We start from the raw sequence: 17939 nt of genomic DNA, 5'->3' as shown, positions 1-17939 counted from the left end.
GAGTGGAACACGGAGGCCGTCGGCCCGACCAAGCGCGCGCTCGGCGACGATCTGATCCGCCGGTTGCGCGCGCGCTTCGCGCCAGGCGGCCTTCTGCATTACGGCCAGGGCAAATGGTATCCCGGCGAGAGCCTGCCGCGCTGGGCCTTCGGCCTCTATTGGCGCAAGGACGGCGTGCCGATCTGGAAGAATGTCGACCTGATCGCCAAGATCGAGAATCCGCGGCCAGCCGGGACAAAGGACGCCGAGGCCTTTATCGAGGGCGCGGCGCTGCGGCTCGGGCTCGATCCCGGCTACATCATGCCGGCCTATGAGGATACCGCACTCTGGCTTCAGAAGGAAGCCGAGCTTCCCGTCAATGTCGATCCGACCGACTCCAAATTGTCCGATCCTGAGGCACGTGCGCGCATCGCGCGGGTGTTCGAGCAGGGCCTCAACACGCCGCGCGGATTCGTGCTGCCGGTGCAGCGCTGGAACGCGCCGCCGCGCTGGCGCAGCGAGCGCTGGACGTTGCGGCGCAACCATCTGTTCCTGACGCCCGGCGATTCCCCGCTCGGCCTGCGCCTGCCGATCGGCTCGCTCGGCCACGTTCCCCCGAACCAATATCCCTACATCATCGAGCGCGACCCGATGGAGGCGCGGGGCAAGCTGCCGGTGTTCACCCTCGCCGCGCGCCCGGAAGCGCCGCCACGGGTCGCGCCCGAGCATCTCAACACGTCGGTTCCGGTGCGCACCGCGATGTCGGTCGAAGTCCGCGATGGCGTGCTCTGCGCCTTCATGCCGCCGGTCGAGCGCATCGAGGATTATCTCGAACTGGTCGCGGCGCTGGAAGCGACCGSCGAGGAGATGCAGCTCCAGGTCCATGTCGAAGGCTATCCGCCGCCGTTCGACCCGCGCATCGAGGTCATCAAGGTGACGCCAGATCCCGGCGTCATCGAGATCAACATCCAACCGGCCAAGAGCTGGCGCGACGCGGTCGACATCACCTCCGGCCTCTATGAGGACGCGGCGAAGGTGCGCCTCGGCGCCAACCGCTTCCTGGTCGACGGCCGCCACACCGGCACCGGCGGCGGCAACCATGTCGTGGTCGGCGGCTCCTCACCACAGGACTCGCCGTTCCTGCGCCGACCCGATCTGCTCAAGAGTCTGGTCTTGTACTGGCAGCGGCATCCGTCGCTGTCCTACTTCTTCTCCGGCCTCTTCATCGGCCCGACCAGCCAGGCGCCGCGCATCGACGAAGCGCGGCACGACAGCATCTACGAGCTCGAGATCGCGCTCTCGCAYGTGCCGCCGCCGGGCTACCAGACGCCGTTGTGGCTGGTGGACCGGCTGTTCCGGCATCTGCTCGTCGACATCACCGGCAACACCCACCGCGCCGAGATCTGCATCGACAAGCTCTATTCGCCCGATGGTCCGACGGGGCGGCTCGGCCTCGTCGAATTCCGCGCGCTCGAAATGCCGCCGGATCCGCGCATGTCGCTGGCGCAGCAGCTGCTGATCCGCGCGCTGATCGCAAGGTTCTGGCGCGAGCCGCAACAAGGCAAGTTCGTGCGCTGGGGCACGGCGCTGCATGACCGCTACATGCTGCCGCATTTCATTTGGGAAGATTTTCTCGACGTGCTCTCCGAGCTGAAGCAGTTCGGCTATCCGTTCGAGCCGGAATGGTATCTGGCCCAGCTTGAATTCCGCTTCCCCGCCTTCGGCCGCGTCCATCATGGCGGCGTGACGCTGGAGCTGCGTCAGGCGCTGGAGCCCTGGCACGTGCTGGGCGAGGAGGGCTCGGCCGGCGGCACCGTGCGCTATGTCGACTCATCGGTCGAACGCCTCCAGGTCAAGGCGGAGGGTTTTGTCGAGGGCCGCCACATCATCACCTGCAACGGCCGCCGCCTGCCGATGACCTCGACCGGCCGCTCCTCGGAGGCCGTGGCCGGTGTCCGTTTCAAGGCCTGGCAGCCGGCCTCCGGCCTGCACCCGACCATTCCGGTTCACGCGCCCCTGACCTTCGACCTGATCGACACCTGGAACGGCCGCTCGCTCGGCGGCTGCGTCTATCACGTCGCCCATCCCGGCGGGCGCAGCTACGACACCAAGCCGGTCAACACCTACGAGGCCGAGGCGCGGCGGCTGGCGCGCTTCCAGGACCACGGCCATACGCCGGGTCCGATGCAGCCGCCGCCCGAGGAACGCACAAATGAGTTTCCGCTGACCCTCGACTTGCGAACCCCGCTCCTGCAATGAGTATGAGGGTGGGGCAGGGAGAGGCGCATGGGCGAGGGCGCAGCCGAAGGGGACGACAAGGCGGGTAAGGCGCAAAGCCAGCGCCGGCTCGCGCAATGGGTCCGCGACTATAGYCGCCTGCCCGGYATTCCCGACGAGTTCCTGGGGCCCGATGGCGCCCCGCGCGCGGTCTGGAGCCGCTTCTTCGACGCCTTCGGCGCGCTCGCGCCCGACGAGATCGAGCGGCGGTTCGGCATGGCCGACCGCCATCTCCGCGAGGCCGGCGTCACCTACCGCGCCCCCGGCGACAGTGCCGACCGGCCGTGGTCGCTCAGCCATCTGCCGCTGCTGATCGACGAGGCCGACTGGAAGCAGCTTTGCGACGGCATTACCCAGCGCGCCGAGCTGCTCGAGCTCGTGCTGCGCGACATCTATGGCGAGGGCCGGCTGGTCGCGGAGGGCGCGCTGCCGGCGGCCGCGATCGCCGGCAGTCCCGAATATCTTCGTCCCGTCTGCGGCGTGCCGCCGCCGGGCGGACGCTACCTCTCGCTCTATGCCGCCGATGTCGGCCGCGGGCCCGACGGCCGCTGGTGGGTGCTCGGCGACCGCACGCAGGCGCCATCGGGCGCGGGCTACGCGCTGGAAAACCGCCTCGTGCTCTCGCGCGCCTTCTCCGATCTCTACAAGTCGATGAACGTGCCGCGGGTCGCGCCGTTCTTCGAGGCGTTTCGCGACAGCCTGCGCGCGCGCGCCGATCGCGACGAGCCGCGGATCGGCGTGCTCACCCCCGGCAGCTTCAGCGAGACCTATTTCGAGCACGCGACCCTGGCGCGCTATCTCGGCTTCCTCCTGGTCGAGGGCGACGATCTCGCCGTCAGCGACAACCGCGTCCACATCCGTACCGTCGCAGGCCTCAAGCGGCTCGACGTGCTGCTCCGCCGCGTCGATTCCAACTCGCTCGATCCGCTCGAGCTCGATGCGTCGTCGCGGCTGGGAGTGCCCGGCCTGATCGATGTGCTGCGCAAGGACGGCGTCGTCGTCGCCATCATGCCGGGCTCCGGTGTGCTGGAGGCGTGGGCGCTGCTCGGCTTCCTGCCGGCGCTGAGCCGCCGCCTGCTCGGCGAGGAGCTGAAGATGCCGCACATCGCGACCTGGTGGTGCGGCCAGCGCATCGCGCGCGACGAGGTGCTGTCGCGGCTCGACGAGGTCGCGATCGAGGGCGCCTACCGGCGCGGCGTCCCCGGTTTCGACAGCAACGGTCCGGTGCTCGCGAGCGAGCTCGACGCCGGCGGGCGCCAGCGCCTGATCGACGCCATCGGCGCGCGCGGCATGGACTATGTCGGCCAGGAGGTGGTGCGGCTCTCGACCATGCCGGTGTGGGAGCAGGGCCAGATCACGCCGCGCCCGTTCGTGCTGCGCGTGTTCGCCGCCGCCACGCCCGACGGCTGGGCCATCATGCCCGGCGGCTTCTGCCGCATCGCCGAACAGGCCGATGCGCGCGCGGTGTCGATGGGCGACGGCGCCCGCGCCGCCGACGTCTGGGTCGTCTCGGGCAAGCAGGTCTCGACCGCGACGCTGCTGCCCGCGACCGACAAGGTGCGGATCCGCCGCATCGCCGGCGTGCTGCCGAGCCGCGCCGCCGACAATCTGTTCTGGCTCGGCCGCTATCTCGAACGCGCCGAGGCGACCTTGCGGCTGGTGCGCGCGCTGGGCTCGCCGAGCGGGCCCAACAAGGGCACCGCGGCCTCGCTGCAATCGGCCGAACGCATCCAGCGCCTGCTGGTGGCCTGGGGCGCGATCTCGCAGACCTCGCGCGCGGCCCCCGGGCGGATCGCCGCCGAGGCGTTGCAGAGCGCGGAGCGTTTCGGCTCGGCCTTGTCGCTGGTGCGCGCGGCGCTGCGCACCGCGACCTCCCTGCGCGAGCGACTGTCGCCCGATGCCTGGCAGGTCATCACCGAGATGGCCGAGCGCCTCGCCTACGAGGTCGAGGACGACGATAGCGTGCTGAGCGCGGCCGAGCTGACCTTGCAGGAGCTGGCGAGCTTTGCCGGCCTTGCGCAGGAGAACATGAACCGCGCCGCCGGCTGGCGCTTCCTCGACATCGGCCGCCGCACCGAGCGCGCCATCAACACTGCGCGCTTTGCACGTCAATTTGCATATGACGAGGCCGGCGACGAGGATCTCGACATCCTGCTGACGCTGGTGGATTCCCAGATCACCTATCGCTCGCGCTATCTGCTGGCGCCGATCCTGGCGCCGGTGCGCGACCTCGCGGTGCTCGACAGCTACAATCCGCGTTCGGTGGCGTTCCAGGTGGCGACGCTGAACGAGCACATCGCGGCGCTGCCGAGCCTGAAGGAGCACGGCCTGATCGAGCAGCCGCAGCGCCTCGCAGTCGCCGTGCAGGCGATGCTGGCGACGGCCGAGGCCGAGAAGCTCGAGGTCAAGACGCTGTTCTCGCTGGAGCAGGATCTGCTCAGCCTCGCCGAGGCGATCGGGCTGCACTACTTCCCGCATGGCCCGAACGCCAGCCGGCCGGAAAAGCTGACGGGGCTGGCGTGATCTACGACATCCGTCACGTCACCACCTACGAGTACGAGAGTCCGGTCAGCTTCGCCCGCTGCACGCTGCGGCTGGAGCCGAGGAGCGGAGGCGGCCAGAAGCTGATCTCGCACCATGTCGAGATTCGTCCGCGCCCCTCCGAGCGCAACGTGCGGCGCGATTTCTTCGGCACGCTGACCGAGAGCGTCGTGATCGAGGCCGCGCATCGCAACTTGCGCATCGACTCGCGTTCGCGCGTTTCGGTGTCGCGCCAGCCGCCGGCGCGCGATGCTGGCAGCCCGGCCTGGGAGAGCATTCGCGACATCGCTTTCGAGGCGACCAGCCTCGGGCCGTCCTCGCCGGTCGGCTACGTCTTTGCGAGCCCGCTGGTGCCGGTGCTGCGTCCRGTCAGCGCCTATGCGGCCTTGAGCTTTGCGCCCGGCGCGGGCATCCTCGCAGGCGCGGTCGATCTCATGCACCGCATCCGCACCGAGTTTCGCTACGATCCCAAGGCGACGGTGATTTCGACGCCGCTCAACGAGGTCTTCGACAAGCGGCACGGCGTCTGCCAGGACTTTGCCCATGTGATGATCGCAGGACTGCGCGGGCTCGGTCTTCCGGCGGCTTATGTCAGCGGCTATCTGCGCACCATTCCGCCGCCGGGCCAGCCGCGGCTGCAAGGCGCCGACGCCACCCACGCCTGGGTGTCGCTGTGGTGCGGGGCGGAGCTCGGCTGGGTCGATTTCGATCCGACCAACGATCTTCTGGTCGCCAATGACCATATCGTGCTCGCGGTCGCACGCGACTTCTCCGACGTCTCGCCGGTCGATGGTATCATCGTCGGTTCGCCGAAGCAGAAGCTCGGCGTCGCCGTCGACGTGCTGCTGGTGGAGTGATTGCGGCCTCCGCCGTTCCCGGTCGCGAAGACGGTGCAGGCGCATGCGCCAGGCTGCGGACCATTGCGCCGGCCTTACGCCGACATCCAATAAAGCGAATTTGATTTCCGCGCCTGGGCCAGGCCCCCGACTGATCGGTCCGGCTGTATCGCGCCGCGACCGCGACCGCATCTCGCAGGGCACAAGAGCAACATAATTTACATATTTGGGGAAGCCGGGATTTGGCCCCTCGGCCCAAGATGGGCTATGCTGGCTCTTGCGTCGAGGACAATAACGTCGGGAGCTGGCGTGGGACACCACCGACAAACGGGGCTGCATCCATGTTGACGTTGCCGAGACTGGCGGCCGAGTCCCTGGAGAAGTTGCTGGGCTCGTTCATGCGTCGTCGGTTTGGCGAGGCTTCGGCGAACATCATCGAGAGCGCCACCCGCACCACGATGGAATGCATCGGCAACAGCGATGCGCTCTATCACAATATCGAACACACGATGCTGGTGACGCTGGCGGGACATTCCATTCTCAGCGGCCGGTACCTGCACACGCACCTGGAGGCGGAGGATTACGTCCACGTCCTGATCGCCTGCCTTGCTCACGACATCGGCTATGTGCGCGGCCTGTTCGAGGAGGATGACGAGGACGGTTTCCTGATCGACGCGGCCGGCACCAAGGTTTCCCTGCCGCGGGGAGCGTCGGATGCCAGCCTGATGATGTATCACGTCGATCGCTCGAAACTGTACGTGATGCGGCGGCTGCGGCATATTCCGGGGCTCGATCCCGAGCGCATCGCCCGCGCCATCGAGGGCACCCGGTTTCCCGCTCAGCAGGGTCAGGACTATGACGACGAGGCCTCGATCCTGCGCGCCGCCGACTTCATCGGCCAGCTCGGCGATCCCAACTATCTGCGCAAGGCCAATGCGCTCTATTACGAATTCGAAGAGGTCGGCATCAACCGCCAGCTCGGCTACGATTCGCCCGCCGACATCGTGAACCGCTATCCACAATTCTACTGGAACAGCGTCGCACCGCATATCCAGACCGAGATCGGCTACCTCAACAAGACCGAGATCGGCCGGCAGTGGATCGCCAACCTCTACAGCAACGTGTTCCGCGCCGAACGCGAGATCTCGCTGTCGGGCCCGCAGAAGTAGGGGACTCTTGTAGCCGAAGCGATATCCGGGGCCGGTGTCGCCAAACCCCGGATGTCGCTTCGCTCATCAGGGCTACGACCTCGCAAGTCCGTGAGAAAATCATGCAACAAAAAACCATCACCACGGATGTCCTCGACATCGCCTATCTCGAATACGGCACACCTGATGGCTGGCCCTGCATCATGGGCCACGGCTTCCCCTACGACGTGAACGCCTATGCCGAGACTGCGCCGATCATCGCGCAGGCCGGCGCGCGGGTGCTGGTGCCCTGGCTGCGCGGCTACGGGCCGACGCGGTTTCGTTTTCCGGAAACGCTGCGCTCCGGCGAGCAGGCGGCGCTGGGCGCCGACCTGCTGGCCTTCATGGACGCGCTTCACATCGAACGTGCGGTCGTCGGCGGCTATGACTGGGGCGGCCGCGCGGCCTGCGTGGTTGCGGCGCTGTACCCCGCGCGCGTTGTCGGGCTCGTCTCCGGCAATTCCTACAACATCCAGGACATCGCCCGCTCCATGGAGCCGGGCGCCCCGGCGCATGAGGCGGCGCTCTGGTATCAATATCTCTTCCACAACGAGCGCGGCCGCCGCGCGCTGGAGCGCAACCGGCGCGGCTTCGCCCGCCAGCTCTGGTCGATGTGGTCGCCGACATGGGCCTTTGACGATGCGACGTTCGAGCGGAGCGCGATCTCGTTCGACAATCCCGACTTCGTCGATGTCGTGATTCACTCCTACCGCCACCGCTACGCGCTGGTCGCAGGCGATCCCGCCTATGCCGGGATCGAGGAAAGGCTTGCGGCACAGCCGCCGATCCGCGTCCCGACGATCGCAATCGACGGCGACAGCGACGGCGTCGATTCCGGCACCGCCCATCACGCGCGCAGGTTCGAGGGCTTTTTCGAGCGGCGCGTGTTCGCAGGCGCCGGTCATAACCTGCCGCAGGAGCGGCCGGCCGAATGGGCGCTGGCCGTAGCCGATGTTCGCAAGGCCGCTGCCGGGTCCTGAATTTTGCGATCGCAGGAACTTTTCGCCGGTCCCGCCGTCCAATCCCGAGCTGCGCGTTGAGCTGCGAGGGAGATGACCATGAGCGAGGAAAGCAAGCCGAGCGGACCGGATCTGACCAAAGGCGTGGCCCTCACCGCATTCAAGGACGGCAAGCTGCTCGGCCATGTCGGCGAGGAAGATGTGCTGCTGGTCCAGGCGGGCGGCGAGGTCTTTGCGATCGAGCCCACCTGCAGCCATTATCACGGCCCGCTCGCCGAAGGCCTGGTGGTGGACGACACCATCCGCTGTCCCTGGCATCACGCCTGCTTCTCCCTGCGATCAGGCGAGGCGACGCGCCCGCCCGCCCTCAACGCGCTGGCGGTATGGGAGGTGACGCGGGACCAGGACAGGATCATCGTTCAGCGCAAGCGTGAGGCATCGAAGCCGCCGGCGACGCATCGCAGCGCGCCGGCACCCGAGAAATTCGTCATCGTCGGCGGCGGCGCGGCCGGCTTTGCGGCGGCCGAGATGCTCCGGCGCGAGGGCTTTGCCGGCGCCATCACCATGCTCAGCAATGACGGCGCCATGCCGGTCGACCGGCCGAACCTCTCCAAGGACTATCTCGCCGGCAACGCACCGGAGGATTGGCTGCCGCTGCGGGGCGAGGACTATTATCAGGACGCCGGCATCGATCTCAGGCTGAACACGAATGTCTCCGCGATCGATGCGAAGACGCGCAGCGTCACGCTGGGCAATGGCGACAGACTGCCGTTCGACCGGCTGCTGCTCGCGACCGGCGCCGAGCCGGTCAAATTGCAGATTCCGGGCGCCGACCAGCCCCATGTCCACACCTTGCGGTCCGTCGCCGACAGCCGTGCCATCATCAAGGCCACGGGCAGCGCGAGGCGCGTGCTGGTGATCGGCGCCAGCTTCATTGGCCTCGAAGTCGCGGCCTCGTTGCGGGCACGCAAGCTGGAGGTCCATGTGGTCGCTCCAGAGGAGCGGCCGATGCAGCGCGTGCTCGGACCGGAGATGGGCGATTTCGTTCGCGCGCTCCATGAAGAGAATGGCGTCAACTTCCATCTCGGGGACACTGTGGAGAGGCTCGACGGTACGCGCGCGACGCTGAAGAGCGGCGGCGTCATCGAGGCCGACCTCGTCGTGGTCGGCATCGGCGTCAAGCCGCGCCTTGCGCTGGCCGAGAAGGCGGGGCTTGCGGCGGATCGCGGTGTCAGCGTGAGCGAATATCTCGAAACCAGCATCGCCGGCATCTTTGCGGCTGGCGACATCGCACGCTGGCCCGATCCGCATTCGCGGCAAACCATCCGCGTCGAGCACTGGGTGGTGGCGGAGCGGCAGGGCCAGACCGCGGCGCGCAACATGCTGGGCCGGCGCGAACGCTTCGATGCCGTGCCGTTCTTCTGGAGCCAGCATTACGATGTGCCGATCAACTATGTCGGCCACGCCGAGAGTTTTGACGACATCGCGATCGAGGGCAGCATTGCAGGCAAGGACTGTCTGCTGAAGTACCGCAAGGGCGGCCGCGTGCTTGCGGTCGCCTCGATTTACCGCGATCTCGACAGTCTCAAAGCCGAGCTCGACATGGAGCGGCAGGGCGCGTGAGCCGCTGCCGTCGCTTGGCGGTACCCCGGCGAGCCAATTCACCTGGCGGACTGTCGCCGGCGAGAAGCCGGGACGACCGGGCGGCTTCCCTCGCATTTTTCGGCGTTCTATTTCAGCATTCCGGACTGAAGCGTCACATTCGATCTTGATTTGCGTCAATGTTGCTGCCGGTGAGGGCTGCTTTGCTGGCTGTTGTCCGGGTGCGGTGCGTGCTATTCTGGCGTGTGCCCGCGGGCTTCGCATGCAGGAGTGACCGCCATGACAAGTGCTTCGGATACCTCGCACCATCCCAGCCTCGGCTCGGGCATCACCGCGCTGCATGCCAAATGGGGATGGATCGTCGCGCTCGGTGTCGTCTATCTCATCGCCGGCTTCGTCGCGCTCGGCAGCATGGTGATGGCGACGGTGGCGAGCGTGATCGTGGTCGGTGCGATGATGATCGTCGCCGGGATCACCGAAATCATCGGGGCGTTCCAGATGAAGAGCTGGGGCAAGTTCCTGATCTGGGCTCTGCTCGGCGTGCTCTACGTCGTCGCAGGCTTCCTGACCTTCGAGAATCCGCTGTTTGCCGCAGCGTTGTTGACCCTGTTCCTCGGCGCCTCGCTGCTTGCCTCCGGCGCCGTCAGGCTGTTTCTCGCCTTCAGCATGAAGCGCGAAAGCCCGTGGGTGTGGGTCGCGCTCTCGGCCGTGATTACGCTGCTGCTCGGATTGTTGATCCTGGCGCGCTGGCCGGTCAACAGCGTCTATATCCTGGGCCTGTTTCTCGGCATCGACCTGATCATGGCAGGTGCCGGCTGGGTCAGTCTGGGCTTCAGCCTGCGGCGACGCGGCTAACCAGCAACTCGACGCAAGACCGTGTCGCGGAACTCCGCTGATCTGACGCGCTGACAAAAAGCAGCGCGCCGCGCGCTCGCCTGACGGCGTCGCGCGACGATAATCATCCGGGAGAAACCATGAAAGCCGCTTTGGCCCTGGCCGCAGCATTGGCTGCCGCCTGCCTGTCCACGCCCGCTTCCGCGCAAAAATCCTACGGCCCTGGTGTCAGCGACACCGAGATCAAGATCGGCAACACCATGCCCTATAGCGGGCCGGCTTCGCCGCTCAGCATCACCGGCAAGGTCATTTCGGCCTATTTCGACGAGGTCAACGACAAGGGTGGCGTCAACGGCCGCAAGCTCAATCTGATTTCGCTGGACGATGCGTTCTCGCCGCCCAAGACCATGGAGGCGGCGCGGCGGCTGGTCGAGAGCGACGGCGTCGCCTTCATCTTCGCCACCATGGGCACCGCGCCGAGCTCGGCGATCGCGAAATATCTCAACAGCAACAAGGTGCCGCAGCTCTTTCTGATCAGCTCGGCCTCGAAGTGGAACGATCCCGTCAACATGCCGTGGTCGATGGCGCTGCCCTGGGCGCCGAACTACACCAGCGAGGCCGCGATCGACGTCGCCTATGCCCGCGCCAAGAACCCCAACGCGCGCTTTGCCGTGCTCTATCAGAACGACGACGCCGGCAAGGAATATCTGCGCGGCGTCAAGGAAGCGCTCGGCGCCGATGCCGACAAGGCGATCGCGATGGCCTCGAGCTTCGAGGTCGCTGACCCCACCGTCGATTCCCAGGTGCTGACGCTCGCCAACACCAAGGCCGATGTCTTCCTGATCTATTCGGTGACGCCGCGCGCCTGCGCGCAGGCGGTCCGGAAGGCGCACGAGGTCGGCTGGCAGCCGCAGCGCTTCATCGCCAGCGGCTGCGCCAACAAGGCGACCGTGATGGTGCCGGCCGGCCTCGATGCCGGCAAGGGCGTGCTGTCGCTGGGCTCGCTCAAGCCGTTCGTCGAACAGCCCAAGGACGACCCGTCGATGACGGCCTATATCGACTTCATGAAGAAGCGCCTGCCCAATGCCGACATCAACAATGTCGCGGGCCTCTACGGCTACACCGTCGCCGAGGCCCTGGTTGTCCTGCTCAAGCAGTGCAAGGACAATCTGACGCGCGAGAACATCATGGCGCAGGCGGCCAACTTGAAGAACGTGCCGCTGTCGCTCTTGATGCCCGGCATCACGCTCAACACCACGCCGCAGGATTTCCGCCCTATCAAGGACGGCTATATGCTCCAGTTCGACGGCAACGACTGGGTCGTCGCAAGCGAGCTCCTGCGCGGGACGTGAGGCAGTGGGCGGCTATCGCGGTTGATGACGGCGCATCCTTCGAGACGCCGCTTTCGCGTGCTCCTCAGGATGAGGGCGGAGTGCGCGGCGGCAGGTTCGACAGGCGCGAATGCCGCTTAGCCTCACCCTGAGGAGACCGCACAGCAGTCGTCTCGAAGGGCGAGGCGTGCGCTCCACCTATCGCGGAAGGCCAGGGCCGATCACGCTCGGCGAACAGGAGACCACCAATGGACTTTCAACACTCCGCACGTTCGCTGGAGCTCCAGGAGCGCGTCCGCCAGTTCATGCGGACGCATGTCGAGCCGGTCGAGGACCTCTATTACGAGCAGGTCAAGCCCGAGGCCGTGCGCTACAAGACGCCGCAGGTCCTCCAGGACCTGAAGCGGCTGGCGCGGGAGCAGGGGCTCTGGAACCTGTTTCTGTCAGGTGAGCACGGCCCAGATCCCACCAGTTCAAGCCTCACCAACCTCGAATACGCCCCCGTGAAGGAGATCATGGGCCGCATCCTCTGGGCGCCCGAAATCTTCAACTGCTCGGCGCCCGATGTCGGCAACATGGAGGTGCTGGCGAACTACGGCACGCCGGCGCAGCAGGAGCGCTGGCTGAAGCCGCTGCTGGAGGGGCGCATCCGCTCCGGCTTCTCGATGACGGAGCCGCAGGTCGCCTCCAGCGATGCCACCAACATCCAGTGCGAGATCAAGCGCGACGGCGGCGACTACGTCATCAACGGCCGCAAATGGTTCACGTCAGGCGCAATGAACGAGGATTGCGAGATCCTGATCGTGATGGGCAAGACCGCGCCCGACCATCCCGACCGCCATCGCCAGCAATCCATGATCCTGGTGCCGAAGGCGACGCCCGGCGTGCGCATCGTGCGCGACATGCTCACTTACGGCTATGACGACGCACCGGTCGGCCACCCCGAGATCGTCTACGAGAACGTCCGCGTGCCCGCCGAGAACATCCTGCTCGGCGAGGGCCGCGGCTTCGAGATCGCGCAAGGCCGGCTCGGTCCCGGCCGCATCCACCATTGCATGCGGCTGATCGGCTGCGCCCAGCGTGCGCTGGAATTGATGTGCCAGCGCTCGGTGTCGCGCACGGCCTTCGGCAAGCCGCTCGCAGACCAAGGCTCGGTACGCGAGGACATCGCAAACTCCTTCTGCGAGATCGCGCAGGCGCGGCTCTTGACGCTGCAAGCCGCCGACAGGATGGACCGCGAAGGCAACAAGGCCGCGCGCGACCTGATCGCCGCGGCCAAGATCGTGGTGCCCAGCATGGCCGCCCGCGTCATCGACCGCGCCATCCAGATCCACGGCGCCGCCGGCGTCTCGCAGGACACGTTCCTGGCGCGTGCCTACGTCTACGCCCGCTTCATCCGCATCGGCGACGGACCGGACCAGGTGCATCTGGCCGCTGTCGGCAAGGAGCTGATCAGGCGGGGCGGGGTGATGGCGGGGTAGGGCTGTTGTCCTCGAGGCYGGCTTTGCGAAGTCCGTCGAGGAAATGATCCCGGTCGACGGGGTCTCTGTACCTGTTGGCGCGCATCCGGGCGAGGTCGAGCGTGTTGCGGGGCGGAGCTTCGCCGTTCTCACTCAATTCCAGACATCTCTCTCGAATGAATGCGCGCGCCTCGAAATTCGCTTCCGTCAGTCGATCGGTTTGCGCGTAGCACGCCGCAAGCAGCGCGTGCGACCAGCGGTCGCTCGATCGCGCTTCCCTGAGAACGTGGATCGCCTGTTCGTATTCGCGCGCGGAATAGAGCGCCAGCGCGTGGTACCAATGGTATATATTGGGTGGAAATGGATTTAGCCGTTTGGCCGATTTGATCCAGGCAAGCGCGTCCTGCCAGCGCCCCCAGTAGACCAGAATATTTGCAAAAGCGGCGGCGACATCGGCGTCGTTCGGATTGAGCGCCAGAGCGCGTTTGAAATGAGTTTCGGCCTCGTGATCGCGGTTTTGCAGGAAAAGAAGTTGTGCGAAGACGCCGTGCGACCAGGCGTCGTTCTCGTCAAGATCGAGGGCGATCTCGATCTCGCGGCGACCATCCTCCAGTGGAGGGGCGGCGGGTGATTCCAGAAACGCAGCGCAGACGACTGTCCAGGCTATATTGGCGCGAGCGCGCGCATAGGCTGGATCGAGCCCCGCAGCCTTCCTGAAGTAGCCTTCCGCCTCGTCCATGCTCCTGACGGTCAATTGACGCCATTTCTCGTTTCCCAACAGGACGAGATCGTAGGCCGTGATGTTCGGGGTCTGCTTGCCTCTCGCGATCTCGCGGCCCGCGTCCTCGAGCCGGCCGGGCAGCGCCGCAACGATCTTGCCTACGATTTCGTCCTGGATGGCGAAGATGTCTTCGATCTCGCGGTCGTAGCGCTCCGTCCAAAGGGTGAAGCCGCTCGCGGCATCCAGAAGCTTGACGGTCACCCGTACCCGTTTGTCGATCCGGCGTGCGCTTCCTTCCACCACATATCGCACGCCGAGCTGGCGGCCGACCTCTCTGATGTCGGACGAGCTGGCCCGGTAAGCGAAGCTGGAATGGCGGGCCACGACGAAGAGCGACCGGAAACGCGACAATTCCGCAATGACGTCTTCCGTGATCCCGTCGGAGAAGTAGTCCTGCGCGGAATCGCCGCTCAAGTTGGCAAACGGCAGCACGGCGATCGATGGCTTGTCGGAGCTTGCGGACGGGAGCCACGTTTGCCGGCTGTCATCGGGCAAGGTGGCGCCCGGCGGGCCGACATAGCGGTAACCGCGGCGCGGCAGCGTCTCGATCCAGGTGCTGCCGCCTTCGACGGCGGCAAACGTCCGGCGCAGAGCGGCGATCTGTACGGTCAGATTGCTTTCCTCGATCGCCAGCCCCGGCCAGGCCGCCTCCATCAAGGCGTCCTTGGCAACCGGCTTGCCCGCTTTTTCCAGAAGCAGCCGGAGCAGCGCGACCGCCCGCCCTCCGAGAGCAACCGGTTCGGCTCCGCGAAACAGCGTGTCAGCGTCTGTCTCGAGACGAAACGGACCAAACTCGTAGATCGTCGCCATGGCCTAGAGACACCATTTTCGTCGAAATTTGCAACTTTTTCCGATCGGATTCAGGAAGCGATCCGGCGCTCCGTGAGAAGATGGCCTTGGCATTCGTGGCGAGGAGCAAATCGGATGGAGCAGCAGCAGCCATACGACGACGTGATGGGCAAATCGAACGCCGAACCGCGGTCCGCCCCGCAGCTACGGCTCAAGGGCAATGTGGTCCTCCCGGGGAGCGCCGGTTACGACGAGGCACGCAAGGTCTGGAATGGCGCCATCGACAAGCGGCCGGCCATGATCGCCTATTGTGCCGGTGCCGAGGACGTCGCTCGCGCTGTCGCGTTCGCAAGATCTCGTGACATCTGCATCGCGGTCCGCAGCGGCGGCCACAATGTCGCCGGCCTGTCGGTCTGCGACGGCGGCATGGTCATCGACCTGTCGCAGATGAAGCAGATCGAGGTCGATCCGGTCCGCCGGATCGCCCGCGCGGAGGCCGGCCTCAATCTCGGCGAGTTCGACAGGGCGACACAGGAGCATGGCCTGGCGACCACCATGGGTGTCAACAGCGATACCGGTATCGCCGGGCTCACGCTTGGCGGCGGCTTTGGCAAGCTCGGACGCAAATACGGACTGACCTGCGACAACCTGATTGCCGCCGAAGTGGTGACAGCCGAGGGAACGATCCTGAGGGCCAGTGCGACCGAACACCCTGATCTCTTCTGGGGCCTTCGGGGTGGCGGCGGCAATTTTGGCATCGTGACCGCATTCGAATATCGGCTTCATGCCATCGGCACCTCGCTGCTCGTCGCGTCAGCACTGCATCGATATGACGGGGCGCGCGAGGCCATGCGCTTCTACGATGAATTCGCCCGCCGCGCTCCTGACGAGGCGGACGTCGATGCAGCCCTGGTCACGCTGCCGTCCGGCGAACGGTTCTTTAGCATCACCGGATGCTATGTCGGCTCGCATCATGACGRTGAGCGAGCCCTTTCACCGATCGTCAGGTTCGGCTCGCCCGTCGAGACCAGCCTCGCAACTGTCCCTTATCTCGAGATTCAGTCGGGAGGCGATGCCCTGTTTCCGCGCGGACGGCGCTACTACTGGAAGGCGCAGTTCCTGCGCGAGATCGGTGCGGGCGCGATCGACGCGCTGCTCGACGCCTATGCGAAGGCGCCCAACACCTCGTCGCTGCTGGTTTTCCAGCACGTCGGCGGCGCAATCGCGCGGGTTCCAACGCCCGACTCGCCTTACGCAAACCGCGATGCGGCGTTCGACTGCTTTCCGGTCGCGATCTGGGACGATCCGGCCGACGACGACGCCAACATGCGGTGGGCGCGCGAGCTGTGGAGCGCCGTCAGGCCCTATTCGACCGGCGGCGTCTACGCCAACAATCTCGGCGAGGAGGGCGAGGATCGTGTCCGGGACGCCTATGGCGAGAACTATGCGCGGTTGGCCGCGCTCAAAACCAGATATGATCCGACCAATCTCTTCCGTCTGAATCAGAATATCCGGCCGGCGACATAGTTCACGGCATCGGGGAAGATCCAAATGCGAAGCCGCTGGACCATTCTTGCCGCCCTGTTTGTGGCGCGTGCCGCCATTGCTTTCCAGTTTCAGAGCATTGCGGCGGTCGCGCCGCAGCTCAGCCAGAGCCTGGGCGCGAGTCTGGCCGATATCGGCGTCCTGATCGGGCTATATTTTGCGCCGGGCGCTGCGCTCGCGCTGCCCGGCGGCGCGATCGGCCGCCGCTACGGCGACAAGGTGACGGTCCTTGCCGGGCTCCTGCTGATGCTGGCAGGCGAACTCCTGATGACCACGTCAACGTCATGGAGCACGCAGATCGCGGGCCGGCTGACGGCCGGCATCGGCGGCGTTCTCCTGAACGTTCTGATGACCAAGATGGTAGCGGACTGGTTTTCCGGCCGGGAAATCGCCACCGCGATGGCCATCTTCATCAACTCATGGCCGGCTGGTATCGCAGTTGCCCTCATGCTGTTGCCGGCAGTCGGAGCCACGTTCGGGCTCCATGCCGTCAATCTCGCCGTCGCAGGGGTGATCCTGATCGGCCTCTGCCTCATTGCTTCGCTCTATCGCGCGCCAGATGCGACCGCCGCGGTTGAAGGCKAGCGCGTCAGCCTGACCGCCGACACGATCCGCGCCGTGATTGCCGCCGGCCTGATCTGGTGCCTCTACAACATCGGTTTCGCGATGATCTTCAGTTTCGGCCCGTCGATGCTCGTCGAGCATGGCTGGTCGGGTGCAGCAGCCGGATCAACCATCAGTATCGTGCTCTGGCTCGCCGCCCTTTCGGTTCCGTTCGGCGGCTTCCTCGCCGATCGGACCAAGCGCGGCGATGCCATCCTCGTGACGGGCTGCATCTCGTTCGCCCTGCTGACACTTCTCCTGTCGCGGAGCAGCACGGTGATTCCCACCGTCGTCGCACTTGGAATCGTCTGTGGCCTGCCCGCCGGTGCGATCATGAGCTTGCCTGCGCGTGTGCTTGATCAGAAGATGCGGCCGATCGGAATGGGACTGTTCTACACCGTCTACTACGCCGGCATGCTGGCGGGACCTGCGATCGGAGGAAGGCTCTCCACGTCGGCCGGCTCGGCGCGCGCCGCGCTCGACTTCGGCGCCGTCGTGCTCCTGGCCTGTCCGGTTGTCCTCTGGCTGTTCCGCCGTATCGTTGCCCGCTGACCGCTTGTCCGTCCGCATCGCCGCCATGATGACAAGGTGTTTTGCCCGACGAGTCAAATCGACTTCGTAAAATCCGCAAGGTATGGCGCTGTCGGCCAGGCTATTGAAAAGACTGTCCCCGGCTACTGTGCATGGGGTTGTTTTCGCGTTTTTGACTGGGGAGGGCCTGCCGCCGTCTTCACGGCGGCGAACCCGCTGCTATCCCGCCTTGGCAGTGCGGGCATCCGATCGCAAGTTCTGGAAGAACGTCTCGACCTCGCGCGACAGAGTCGCTGCCGTCTCGGTCAGGCTGCTCGCCGCGGTCAGCACGGAGGATGCCGCCGTGTCGGTCTCGCCGATGGCGTCGCGCAGCGAGGTGATGTTGGCGACCAGCGTCTCGTTGCCCTGGGCAGCCGATTGCGCGTTGGAGGAGATCTCGCGCGTGGCCTGGTCCTGCTGGCCGACGGCGCCGGCAATCGCCGAGGTGACCTCGTTGATCTCGCGCACCGCGCCGCCGATCTCGCGCACGGCGTCGACCGCGTTGCGGGTGGAGGCCTGGATCATGGAGACGTTCTCGCCGATCTCGGCGGTGGCCTTGGCGGTCTGGCCTGCGAGCGCTTTCACTTCATGCGCGACGACGGCAAAGCCGCGGCCAGCATCGCCGGCGCGCGCGGCCTCGATGGT

13 protein-coding genes are annotated in these 17939 nt (G+C 66.1%); 11 read left to right on the top strand and 2 right to left on the bottom strand.

The genetic code is table 11. From position 1 onward, the window contains the following. The 9 genes from AC1D00_RS02840 to AC1D00_RS02800 form a co-directional block, all read left to right on the top strand. Nucleotides 1-2238: transglutaminase family protein (locus AC1D00_RS02840; RefSeq protein WP_477009587.1), on the top strand; the 2238-nt coding region annotated here is incomplete at its 5' end. A gap of 27 nt (nt 2239-2265) precedes the next feature. Then, nucleotides 2266-4779 (top strand): circularly permuted type 2 ATP-grasp protein, encoded by a 2514-nt coding sequence (locus tag AC1D00_RS02835; RefSeq protein ID WP_477009586.1) that lies wholly within the window; start codon nt 2266-2268, stop codon nt 4777-4779. Beyond that, the gene (locus tag AC1D00_RS02830; protein ID WP_135172457.1) at nt 4776-5654 is read left to right on the top strand and encodes a transglutaminase family protein; all 879 of its coding nucleotides are present in this window, start codon (nt 4776-4778) and stop codon (nt 5652-5654) included. The genes AC1D00_RS02835 and AC1D00_RS02830 overlap by 4 nt, the downstream gene beginning before the upstream one ends. Before the next feature lie 320 nt (nt 5655-5974). Continuing rightward, complete coding sequence (locus tag AC1D00_RS02825; RefSeq protein ID WP_404554242.1) at nt 5975-6802, top strand: metal-dependent phosphohydrolase; 828 nt, start codon at nt 5975-5977, stop codon at nt 6800-6802. Nucleotides 6803-6903: 101 nt separating this feature from the next. Further along, the gene (locus AC1D00_RS02820) at nt 6904-7800 is read left to right on the top strand and encodes an alpha/beta fold hydrolase (RefSeq protein WP_477009585.1); all 897 of its coding nucleotides are present in this window, start codon (nt 6904-6906) and stop codon (nt 7798-7800) included. A 78-nt stretch (nt 7801-7878) separates the two neighbouring features. Beyond that, nucleotides 7879-9402 carry an FAD-dependent oxidoreductase gene (locus tag AC1D00_RS02815; protein WP_477009584.1) on the top strand — a complete coding sequence of 508 codons (1524 nt, stop codon included), beginning with the start codon at nt 7879-7881 and terminating at the stop codon, nt 9400-9402. Nucleotides 9403-9660: 258 nt separating this feature from the next. Next, complete coding sequence (locus AC1D00_RS02810) at nt 9661-10236, top strand: HdeD family acid-resistance protein (protein ID WP_167770416.1); 576 nt, start codon at nt 9661-9663, stop codon at nt 10234-10236. 119 nt (nt 10237-10355) lie between these two features. Beyond that, a complete protein-coding gene (locus AC1D00_RS02805) occupies nt 10356-11567 on the top strand; it encodes an ABC transporter substrate-binding protein (protein ID WP_477009583.1) in 1212 nt (403 codons plus the stop codon). 227 nt (nt 11568-11794) lie between these two features. Continuing rightward, nucleotides 11795-13027: an acyl-CoA dehydrogenase family protein gene (locus tag AC1D00_RS02800; protein ID WP_477009582.1), complete on the top strand. Its 1233-nt coding sequence runs from the start codon at nt 11795-11797 to the stop codon at nt 13025-13027. Here AC1D00_RS02800 and AC1D00_RS02795 read toward each other — a convergent pair. Further along, nucleotides 12999-14597, bottom strand: coding sequence for a winged helix-turn-helix domain-containing tetratricopeptide repeat protein (locus AC1D00_RS02795; RefSeq protein ID WP_477009581.1), 1599 nt, complete (start codon nt 14595-14597; stop codon nt 12999-13001). The genes AC1D00_RS02800 and AC1D00_RS02795 overlap by 29 nt on opposite strands. A 114-nt stretch (nt 14598-14711) precedes the next feature. On the opposite strand from AC1D00_RS02795, the gene AC1D00_RS02790 reads away from it, so the two are divergent. Continuing rightward, nucleotides 14712-16103, top strand: a complete 1392-nt coding sequence (locus AC1D00_RS02790; protein ID WP_477009580.1) for an FAD-binding oxidoreductase — start codon at nt 14712-14714, stop codon at nt 16101-16103. Nucleotides 16104-16127: 24 nt separating this feature from the next. Further along, the gene (locus tag AC1D00_RS02785; protein ID WP_477009579.1) at nt 16128-17276 is read left to right on the top strand and encodes an MFS transporter; all 1149 of its coding nucleotides are present in this window, start codon (nt 16128-16130) and stop codon (nt 17274-17276) included. Between the two features lie 198 nt (nt 17277-17474). Here the strand turns inward: AC1D00_RS02785 and AC1D00_RS02780 are convergent. After that, a partial coding sequence (locus AC1D00_RS02780) for a methyl-accepting chemotaxis protein (RefSeq protein ID WP_477009578.1) occupies nt 17475-17939 on the bottom strand: 465 nt, incomplete at its 5' end.

It is taken from the genome of Bradyrhizobium sp. P2_E8, assembly GCF_056403875.1.
Note: the sequence above shows the minus strand (reverse complement) of the source record. Positions and strands in the feature narration are given on the sequence as shown.

Coding starts and splice junctions, on each gene's coding strand:
- AC1D00_RS02825 (WP_404554242.1), top strand. CDS start 5,975: ATGTTGACGTTGCCGAGACTGGCGGCCGAGTCCCTGGAGAAGTTGCTG.
- AC1D00_RS02820 (WP_477009585.1), top strand. CDS start 6,904: ATGCAACAAAAAACCATCACCACGGATGTCCTCGACATCGCCTATCTC.
- AC1D00_RS02815 (WP_477009584.1), top strand. CDS start 7,879: ATGAGCGAGGAAAGCAAGCCGAGCGGACCGGATCTGACCAAAGGCGTG.
- AC1D00_RS02810 (WP_167770416.1), top strand. CDS start 9,661: ATGACAAGTGCTTCGGATACCTCGCACCATCCCAGCCTCGGCTCGGGC.
- AC1D00_RS02805 (WP_477009583.1), top strand. CDS start 10,356: ATGAAAGCCGCTTTGGCCCTGGCCGCAGCATTGGCTGCCGCCTGCCTG.
- AC1D00_RS02800 (WP_477009582.1), top strand. CDS start 11,795: ATGGACTTTCAACACTCCGCACGTTCGCTGGAGCTCCAGGAGCGCGTC.